This window comes from Ramlibacter sp. (assembly GCF_029866045.1).
In the GTDB taxonomy this organism is placed as follows: domain Bacteria; phylum Pseudomonadota; class Gammaproteobacteria; order Burkholderiales; family Burkholderiaceae_C; genus Ramlibacter.
Genome location: NZ_JARXAB010000035.1, coordinates 1 through 6,481 on the forward strand (window position 1 = coordinate 1; position 6,481 = coordinate 6,481).

Annotated in this window: 6 protein-coding genes and 1 pseudogene; 4 read left to right on the forward strand and 3 right to left on the reverse strand. The window is 66.3% G+C overall.

Annotated features, from left to right (window positions below; all coding sequences use genetic code 11):
* The 3 genes from prfA to grxD form a co-directional block, all read left to right on the forward strand.
* Positions 1 to 1,083: peptide chain release factor 1 (prfA, locus tag QE494_RS03965; RefSeq protein WP_300041607.1), on the forward strand; the 1,083-nt coding region annotated here is incomplete at its 5' end.
* A 26-nt stretch (positions 1,084 to 1,109) separates the two neighbouring features.
* Positions 1,110 to 1,982, forward strand: coding sequence for a peptide chain release factor N(5)-glutamine methyltransferase (gene prmC / locus QE494_RS03970; protein ID WP_300041612.1), 873 nt, complete (start codon positions 1,110 to 1,112; stop codon positions 1,980 to 1,982).
* Between the two features lie 57 nt (positions 1,983 to 2,039).
* A complete protein-coding gene (grxD, locus tag QE494_RS03975) occupies positions 2,040 to 2,360 on the forward strand; it encodes a Grx4 family monothiol glutaredoxin (RefSeq protein WP_300041608.1) in 321 nt (106 codons plus the stop codon).
* A gap of 63 nt (positions 2,361 to 2,423) precedes the next feature.
* Here grxD and QE494_RS03980 read toward each other — a convergent pair whose 3' ends face one another.
* Both QE494_RS03980 and QE494_RS03985 read right to left on the reverse strand, forming a co-directional pair.
* Positions 2,424 to 3,155, reverse strand: a complete 732-nt coding sequence (locus QE494_RS03980; protein ID WP_300041609.1) for a lytic transglycosylase domain-containing protein — start codon at positions 3,153 to 3,155, stop codon at positions 2,424 to 2,426.
* Between the two features lie 70 nt (positions 3,156 to 3,225).
* Complete coding sequence (locus QE494_RS03985) at positions 3,226 to 4,971, reverse strand: proline--tRNA ligase (RefSeq protein WP_300041610.1); 1,746 nt, start codon at positions 4,969 to 4,971, stop codon at positions 3,226 to 3,228.
* 104 nt (positions 4,972 to 5,075) lie between these two features.
* Here QE494_RS03985 and QE494_RS03990 point away from each other — a divergent pair.
* Positions 5,076 to 5,579: pseudogene (locus QE494_RS03990) on the forward strand (RNA pyrophosphohydrolase); the annotation flags it as partial.
* Positions 5,580 to 5,645: 66 nt separating this feature from the next.
* On the opposite strand, the gene proB reads toward QE494_RS03990, so the two are convergent.
* Positions 5,646 to 6,481 (reverse strand): glutamate 5-kinase (proB, locus tag QE494_RS03995; RefSeq protein ID WP_300041611.1); only part of this gene is annotated, 836 nt, incomplete at its 5' end.

Below are 6,481 nucleotides of genomic sequence, written 5' to 3' on the forward strand. Positions count from 1 at the left end.
TTTCTCCGCCAGCAACTCGAGCGCTACCCGGTCCGCTTGCAGGAGCTCGACTTCTTCCTCCAGCAGCCGGAAGTCGCCAGCGACATCGCCCGTCTGCGCGCACTCACCCGCGAGCATGCCGAGGTGAGCGAGGTGGCGGACCTCTATGGCCGCTACCGGGCGCAGGAGGCGCAGCTGGCCGGTGCGCGCGAGATGCTGGCCGACCCGGACATGGCCGACCTCGCGCGCGAGGAGGTCGCCGAGGTGGAGGCAGCGCTCCCCGTGCTGGAGGAGGCGCTTCAGCAACTGCTGCTGCCCCGCGACCCGGAGGATGTACGCAACGTCTTCCTGGAAATTCGCGCCGGCACCGGCGGCGACGAGTCGGCCCTGTTCGCCGGCGACCTGCTGCGCATGTACACCCGCTATGCCGAGCGCCAGGGCTGGCGCTGCGAGCTGGTGAGCGAGAGCCTGGGTGAGGTCGGCGGCTTCAAGGAGGTGGTGGTACGTGTCGTCGGCGAAGGCGCCTACGGCAAGCTCAAGTTCGAGTCTGGCGGCCATCGGGTCCAGCGGGTGCCGGCCACTGAGACGCAGGGCCGTATCCACACCAGCGCCTGCACTGTGGCCGCGCTCGCTGAGCCGGACGAGGCGCAGGCAGTGCAGATCAACCCGGCCGACCTGCGCATCGACACCTTCCGCGCCTCGGGCGCGGGTGGACAACATATCAACAAGACCGATTCGGCGGTGCGCATCACCCACCTGCCCACCGGCATCGTGGCCGAGTGCCAGGACGACCGGTCCCAGCACCGCAACAAGGCCAAGGCGCTCCAGGTGCTGGCCGCCCGCATCCGCGAAGCCGAGCGCGCCGAGCGCGCAGCCAAGGAGGCGGCCACCCGCAAGGGCCTGATCGGCAGCGGCGACCGCAGCGACCGCATTCGCACCTACAACTTTCCGCAGGGCCGGGTCACCGACCACCGGATCAACCTCACCTTGTACAAGTTGTCCTTTGTGATGGAGGGCGAGCTCGACGAAATGGTCGAGGGCTTACTGCTGGCACGCAAGGCCGAACAGCTCGCCGAGCTGGAAGCGGCGGGAGGCGCGGTGTGAGCGCTTGGCCGGGCGGCCTGACGGTGATGCAGGCCCTGATGCAGGCGCAGGCGCAGGGTCTCGACCGTCTGGACGCGCAACTGCTGCTGCTTCACACACTGGGCCGCGGCGAGAGCGAGCGCGCCTGGCTGCTGGCGCATGACACCGACACATTGCCAGACCAACAGGTGAGCGCCTTCGCGGCCCTGTGCCAGCGCCGCCTGGCCGGTGAGCCGGTGGCCTACCTGCTGGGGCACAAGGAGTTCTGGGGCTTGCCGCTCACAGTCGATGCCCGGGTGCTGGTCCCCCGGCCCGACACCGAGACCCTGGTCGAATGGGCGCTGGAGGTGGTCGACACGATACGTGTCCCCGCGGCGACGGACGCGGACCGCGCCGCCGCCAGGGGGCCTCAGGTCCTGGACCTGGGCACCGGCAGCGGTGCCATCGCGCTGGCCCTGGCGCACGCCCGACCCGCCCTGCGTGTGGCTGCGGTCGACCGCAGTGCCGACGCGCTGGCGGTGGCCAGGGGCAATGCCACGCGCCTGGGGCTGGCGGTCGACTTCCGGCTGGCGCACTGGCTGGACGGCGCACCTACCGGGCTGCACCTGATCGTGAGCAATCCGCCCTACATTGCCGACCAGGACCCGCACCTGGTCGCCCTCGCCTATGAGCCGCGCTCGGCCCTGGCCGCAGGCCCCGACGGCCTGGACGACCTGCGCGCCATCATCGCCGCCTCCCCGGACCACCTGGCACCTGGAGGCTGGCTACTGCTCGAACACGGCTGGGACCAGACCGAGGCGGTGCGAGGTCTTCTGGCGCAGGCTGGCTTCGAGCAGGTGCAAAGCCGAGCCGACCTGGCCGGCCACCTACGCTGCTCGGGCGGGCGATGGCCGTCACAATCCCTGTCTGAACAGGGATAATTTCAACTTGACTACAGTGGCCGTGGGCCACGCAAGACAGCGCACCAAGGAAACACCATGAGCGACACCCAGCAACGCATCGCCGATCTCGTGAAAAACAACAAAGTTGTCCTGTTCATGAAGGGCACCGCCAGCTTCCCCATGTGCGGCTTTTCTGGCCGCGCGATCCAGATCCTCAAAGCCTGCGGCGTGGAGACCAAGGGCATCACCACGGTCAACGTGCTCGAGGACGACGCCATCCGCCAGGGCATCAAAGAATTTTCTAACTGGCCCACCATCCCGCAGCTGTATGTGAAGGGCGAGTTCATCGGCGGCTCGGACATCATGATGGACATGTACGAGTCCGGCGAACTGAAGCAGGCCCTGGGCAAGGACTGATTTCCGCCTGGCCTCAGGGCATCTCTGAGGCCCCTTCAAGCGCAGCCCTGCGGGGGGAACGCTTTAAACACTCCGGCCAAGCGGGCCTGCAGACGACGGCCCGGTTGGAGCGGGTGTTCCGACTGGCGCCTCTGGCGGCTTGTCCTTGAATTCCCAGCGCCGTGCGGCGGCAAACACCGCATTGGGGTATTCAGGCCGCCCTCGGCTTCCGTTGTAGCGCCCCAGACCCATAAAGAGATCACCCTTCTCGCGGTCGATGTAGTGCCGCAGGATGACGCAGCCAAAGCGCAGGTTGGTCTGCATGTGAAACAGCTTGCCCGGGTCGCCATCGCCGATGAGGCGGCTCCAAAAGGGCATCACCTGCATGTAGCCACGCGCACCCACCGGGCTCACCACGAACTTACGAAAACCACTCTCCACCTGGATCAGGCCCAGCACCAGACCGGGGTCCAGCCCGGCGCGCTTGGCCTCGTACCAGACGGTCTGCAAGAACTCCTTGCGTTCGCGCCAGTCCACGTGGTGCCGAGTGAGGCGAACCGCCATTTCCACCAGCCAGCGCACATAGTGCAGGCGAGCCCCAGTGGTGGGAAATTCTGGTTCCGGTGGCGCCGCCTGGGCGATAGCCAGGCGCAGCGCGTTGCGCACCGCGTCGGCCAGTGGCTCCTCCAGCTGGGAACCGGCGTGGGCAGCGGGAATGAAGACGGGAAGGAAACCTGCTGCACCCACACCCGTCGCCACGCCTGTGACCAGCCGGGCCTGCCGGACCATCCACCCACGACGTTGAATCAGGGTCATGGCGGCGGCACGGAAAATCAGCGGAGGAATCTGCCAGGGCGATTCGCCGGGGACCGTGCCGACGCCCGGCTCAGACCTTGAGGCGTTCGCGCAAGAAGGCCAGCACCTCGGCCGATGCGACCTTGGTGGCGGCTGCGTCGCGGCGGTGCTGGTACTCCAGCTGGCCTTCCTTGAGGCCACGGTCGGAGATGACCACGCGATGCGGCACGCCGATCAGCTCCCAGTCGGCAAACATCGCGCCGGGACGCTCGCCCCGGTCGTCGAGCAGCACGTCGACGCCGAGTGCAGCAAGTTCGTCGTGCAGCTTTTCAGCGGCGGCCTTGACCTCGGCGCTGCGGTCCATGCCGATGGGGCAAACCACCACGGTAAAGGGTGCCAGCGCGTCAGGCCAGATGATCCCGCGCTCGTCGTGGTTTTGCTCGATGGCCGCGGCCGGCAAGCGGGTGATGCCAATGCCATAGCAACCCATCTCCATGAACTGCGGCTTGCCGGTTTCGTCCAGGAAGGTGGCGTTCATCGCGCGGCTGTACTTGGTGCCCAGGTAGAACACATGGCCCACTTCGATGCCGCGCTCGATGGACAGACGGCCCTTGCCATCGGGAGACGGGTCGCCCTCGACCACGTTGCGGAAATCGGCCACCAGATCGGGCTCAGGGAGGTCACGGCCCCAGTTGACACCGGTGATGTGCACATCGGCCTCGTTGCCGCCGCAGACCCAGTCGGCCATGACAGCCACTTCGCGGTCGGCGACCACCTTCACCGGCCTCTTCAAACCAATGGGGCCGAGGTAGCCCGGAGGGGTGCCGAAGTGCTCGACGATCTCGGGCACGGTGGCGAAGCGAAAGCCCACGTCGAGCCCCGGCACCTTGCCGGCCTTGACCTCGTTCATGTCGTGGTCGCCGCGCAGCAGCAGCAGCCAGATCTGGCTCTTGACGATTTCGCCGGCCTCGTTGGTCTGGTCAGTGGCCAGCACCAGAGACTTGACCGTGGTAGCGAGCGGCAGGTTCAGAAGCTGCGCCACGTCGGCGCAGGTGCTCTTGCCTGGCGTGGGCGTGCGCACCAGGGCCTGCGCAGGAGCCGGGCGCGGGCCAGCCGGGGCCAGGGCCTCGGCCTTTTCCATATTGGCCGCGTACTGGCTGTCGGCGCAGTAGACGATGGCGTCTTCGCCGGTGGCCGCGATGACCTGGAACTCCTCGGACAGGTCACCGCCGATGGCGCCTGAATCAGCCGCGACCGCGCGATAGCGCAGGCCGAAACGGTCGAAGATGCGGCGGTAGGCCTCGGCCATGACCTGGTAGCTGATTTGCGCGGCGGCGTGGTCACGGTCGAAGGAATACGCGTCCTTCATGATGAACTCGCGCCCGCGCATCAGGCCAAAGCGTGGACGACGCTCGTCGCGAAACTTGGTCTGAATTTGATAGAGGTTCTTGGGCAGCTGCTTGTAGCTGCGAAGCTCTTGCCGGGCGATGTCGGTCACCACCTCTTCGCTGGTGGGCTGGACCACGAAGTCGCGGTCGTGGCGGTCCTTGATGCGAAGCAGCTCGGGACCCATCTTTTCGAAGCGGCCTGTTTCCTGCCAGAGTTCAGCCGGCTGTACGACCGGCATGGTGCACTCGATAGCGCCCGCGCGGTTCATCTCCTCGCGCACGATGGCCTCGACCTTGCGAATGACCCGAAGGCCCATGGGCATATAGGTGTAGATGCCTGCACCGAGCTTCTTGATCATGCCGGCACGCATCATCAGGCGATGACTCATTACCTCGGCGTCGGCAGGAGCTTCCTTGAGGGTGGAGATCAGGAACTGCGAGGCTTTCATCAGGGAAAACAGGGGTATGGAGCGGGGCTGAGAACCGGTGCTTCATCTTGCAGCCCTGCGACCGGGATGCATAATGAACTCAGTTCAAGAATTGGGGTTTGATTATGCTTGACCGGGACGGCTTCCGGCCCAACGTCGGCATCATCCTGCTCAATCAGAAAAACCAGGTGTTCTGGGGCAAGCGCATACGCACCCACAGCTGGCAGTTTCCTCAAGGGGGCATCGACCGCGGCGAAACGCCGGAGCAAGCGATGTACCGGGAGCTGCACGAAGAGGTGGGCCTGCAGGCCGAGCATGTGCGCATTGTTGCCCGCACCCGTGACTGGTTGCGCTATGAGGTGCCGGACCGCTTCGTCCGCAGGGACGCGCGCGGCCACTACAAGGGCCAAAAGCAGATCTGGTACCTGCTGCAACTCGTGGGACAGGACCATCACCTGAACCTGCGCGCCACCGACCATCCGGAGTTCGACGCTTGGCGTTGGAACGACTATTGGGTGCCACTGGAAGTGGTGGTCGAATTCAAGCGTGGCGTGTACGAGATGGCGCTCATCGAGTTGGCGCGCTATCTGCCGCGGCATGAGCTGCATCGCAGCAACCGCTACCTGCGGGGCGCCGCTCGCCAGCGCGAGGACGGCGAGGCGCCCGTGGGCAAGTCTTGATAGGACGAGCGCCCCTCAGCGCATGACCACTAGGTTGTCGCGGTGAATCATCTCGGGCTCGGCCACGTAGCCAAGCAGCTTCTCGATCTCGGTCGAGGGCTTGCGGCATAGCAGGCGCGCCTCAGCACTGGCGTAGTTGGCCAGGCCCCGCGCCACCTCGGCCCCGGCGGCGTCGCGAACCGCGATCACATCGCCGCGAGAAAACTCTCCCTCCACCGACACCATGCCGATCGGCAGCAGGCTCTTGCCATCGGCGCGCAAGCGCGCCGCAGCGCCCTCGTCGACGGTGACCGCACCGCGCAATTGCAGATGGTCGGCCATCCACCGCTTGCGGGCCTGGCTTTTCTGGGTCGGTGCAACCAACAACGTGCCGATGGCCTCACCCTGGAACAGACGCAGCAGTGCGTCGGGCTCGCGACCCCAGGCGATGACGGTCGAAGCCCCTGACCCCGCGGCCCGCTTGGCCGCGAGAATCTTGGTGATCATGCCGCCCTTGCCCAGGCTGGAGCCTGCGCCGCCGGCCATGGCCTCGAGCGCCGGGTCGCCGGCGGCGGCTTCGTGCACGAAGGTGGCAGACGGGTCCTTGCGCGGGTCGGCGGAGTAGAGGCCCTTCTGGTCGGTCAAGATGACCAGCACATCGGCCTCCACCAAATTGGCCACCAAGGCACCCAGGGTGTCGTTGTCGCCGAACTTGATCTCGTCGTTGACGACGGTGTCGTTCTCGTTGATGACAGGCAGCACCTGGTGCGCCAGCAGCGTGATCAGCGTCGAGCGAGCATTGAGATAGCGCTCGCGGTCAGCGAGGTCGGCATGCGTGAGCAGCACCTGAGCCGAGCCCAGACCGTTTTCGC

Excerpts from the sequence above, each read along its gene's own strand:
- prmC (WP_300041612.1), top strand. The coding sequence starts at position 1,110 with ATGCAGGCCCTGATGCAGGCGCAGGCGCAGGGTCTCGACCGTCTGGAC.
- QE494_RS03985 (WP_300041610.1), bottom strand. The coding sequence starts at position 4,971 with ATGAAAGCCTCGCAGTTCCTGATCTCCACCCTCAAGGAAGCTCCTGCC.
- grxD (WP_300041608.1), top strand. The coding sequence starts at position 2,040 with ATGAGCGACACCCAGCAACGCATCGCCGATCTCGTGAAAAACAACAAA.
- QE494_RS03980 (WP_300041609.1), bottom strand. The coding sequence starts at position 3,155 with ATGACCCTGATTCAACGTCGTGGGTGGATGGTCCGGCAGGCCCGGCTG.